This window comes from Halobacillus sp. BBL2006, assembly GCF_000786645.1.
Lineage (GTDB): Bacteria > Bacillota > Bacilli > Bacillales > Halobacillaceae > Halobacillus.
Genome location: NZ_JRNX01000216.1, coordinates 1 through 1865 on the forward strand (window position 1 = coordinate 1; position 1865 = coordinate 1865).

General features: G+C 41.2%; 3 protein-coding genes. All 3 read right to left on the minus strand.

The annotated features are described in order from the left end of the window. On the minus strand, positions 1 to 485 hold a 485-nt coding region (locus LD39_RS07415), incomplete at its 3' end, for a site-2 protease family protein (protein WP_035544670.1). Between the two features lie 16 nt (positions 486 to 501). Beyond that, complete coding sequence (gene dxr, locus LD39_RS07420; RefSeq protein ID WP_035544673.1) at positions 502 to 1647, minus strand: 1-deoxy-D-xylulose-5-phosphate reductoisomerase; 1146 nt, start codon at positions 1645 to 1647, stop codon at positions 502 to 504. Positions 1648 to 1668: 21 nt separating this feature from the next. Beyond that, a partial coding sequence (locus LD39_RS07425; protein WP_035544676.1) for a phosphatidate cytidylyltransferase occupies positions 1669 to 1865 on the minus strand: 197 nt, incomplete at its 5' end.

Sequence of the window (1865 nt, forward strand, 5' to 3'; positions counted from 1 at the left end):
GAAGCAAACTGCCGATCGTAAGGAGCAATTTGAGTTTCTTTCTCGTCCATTACGAACATCGCTTTCGGGTCTACTTCGAAAAATAGCTTCTCATCTTCATCCACTTCGTACCCTTCAATCGTAAGCCTGTGATCCAAGTCTGCTCGTTCCACTTCGATGACGCGAGCATGTGGGTGCTTGGACTTATTGTTGACAATAATCCGATTCACTTTACCATCATTATTGAATTCTAGTCCAATATGATGTCCGGCTTTCAGTTCAATGATCTCAGGATCTTCTCCAGCTACTCGTACATATCCGCCAATTGGCAATAAACGAATCGTGTACAATGTTTCATTTCGTGTGAAAGCAAATATTTTTGGCCCGAAACCAATTGCAAATTCACGAGCTAGCATACCTGCTCGTTTGGCAAAAATGAGATGCCCCCACTCATGAACAAACACCAAAAGTCCGAACATGAGTATGAATGCAATCACTGTAGTCAAATGAAGCACCTTCCTTTTAGTTTAAATGGAAACGGACGCGTTTTCTTGTTTCCTCATCAATAGAAAGTATGGTAGACAAGTCCGGGTTATGAATACGGTCATGACTTTCAAGCGCTTGTTCAATCAATTGTTCAATTTCTAAGAAAGAAATTTTTTCTTCTAAGAACAACTGTACCGCTTCTTCATTCGCTGCATTCAACACTGTAGGCATTGAACCGCCTGAGCGTCCTGCCTCATATGCCATCCGCAAACAAGGGAAACGCTCCATGTCCATTTTTTCAAAATGTAATGTCGCTATTTCTTCAAGATTGAGTTGTTTTGTTATCGGCAAATCTAATCGATTCGGATAAGTAAGAGCATATTGAATAGGAACTTTCATATCAGGTGTTCCTAACTGAGCCATCACACTTCTGTCCACATACTCAACCATCGAATGAATAACGCTTTCTCTATGAAGAATAACATGAATCTGGTCATAAGGTACATCAAAAAGCCAATGGGCTTCAATGACCTCTAGTCCTTTATTCATCATGGATGCTGAATCTATCGTTATTTTAGCACCCATACTCCAGTTTGGGTGATTTAACGCATCTTTAACCGTCACACCAACAAGTTCTTCTCTTTTTTTGTCCCGGAAACTCCCTCCGGAAGCAGTAATAATTAATTTATGAATATCTTTTTTCTGCTCGCCATTTAAGGATTGATAAATAGCAGAATGTTCACTATCCACAGGCAGTAATTCAACATTATGTTTTCTAGCCTCATCCATCACAAGGTGACCAGCTGTCACTAAAGTTTCCTTGTTTGCGATAGCAATAAGCTTATTCGCCTGGATGGCCTTTAACGTAGCAGGAAGACCAACACTCCCCATCACCGCATTGACGACAACGTCTACAGGGGCTGCAACACTAGCTTCTATAAGCCCCTCACTACCGACGAGTATTTGGGGATGATCGATCTCTTTTTTCAAAGTTTCTCTAGTCATTTCATCTTGAACGATAATCATCTCTGGCTTAAATTCCTTAATAAGGGGTAAAGCTTTATCAAGATTTCGTCCAAATGCCATTGCGTATAACGAAAATTCTTCAGGGTGCAGCCGAATCACATCCAATGTTTGGATTCCAATTGAACCGGTAGCCCCAAGTAAAGCTACTTGTTTCATCGTTCACTCTCCTCTCGCTAACTAGATGAAATTGATCAAGTGCAAGATCGGAAGAATGAAGATCAGACTGTCGAATCGGTCAAGCACTCCTCCATGACCAGGCAGGATCTTACCTGAATCCTTGACTGCATAATGTCTCTTGAATGCTGACTCTACCAAGTCTCCAATTTGACCGGCGATTGAAACCAAAATTGTCACAAGCAGTACAACTACCATAG